This is a genomic window from Vibrio sp. 10N.222.49.C9 (assembly GCF_041474985.1).
GTDB lineage: Bacteria > Pseudomonadota > Gammaproteobacteria > Enterobacterales > Vibrionaceae > Vibrio > Vibrio crassostreae_C.
Map to the genome: position 1 here is coordinate 1 of NZ_JBFRVD010001590.1, position 284 is coordinate 284.

General features: G+C 43.0%; 1 pseudogene. It reads right to left on the reverse strand.

Annotated elements, in window-relative coordinates:
• Nucleotides 1-284, reverse strand: a pseudogene (gene avtA, locus AB4585_RS29400) (valine--pyruvate transaminase); the annotation flags it as partial.

Sequence of the window (284 nt, forward strand, 5' to 3'; positions counted from 1 at the left end):
GGTGAGAGTGATCCCACAGGTCTTCCTGTCCAAAGAAGAAGTACTCTCCAGGAACAATCAATACACCTCTAGCCTTCAGACGCTTGTACAGTTCCATTGTGGTAATCGGCAGTTCGTCAAACCATAACCAAAGGAACATAGCCCCTTCAGGTTTGTGAATTCTAAACCTTGGGTCAACAATCGCTGATTGCAAAAGTGATACCGCTCTTATGGATTTTTGTTGATAGAAAGGCTTGATGACATCATCGCTTAATCGCAGTAGGTCATTTGACTCAATCATATGT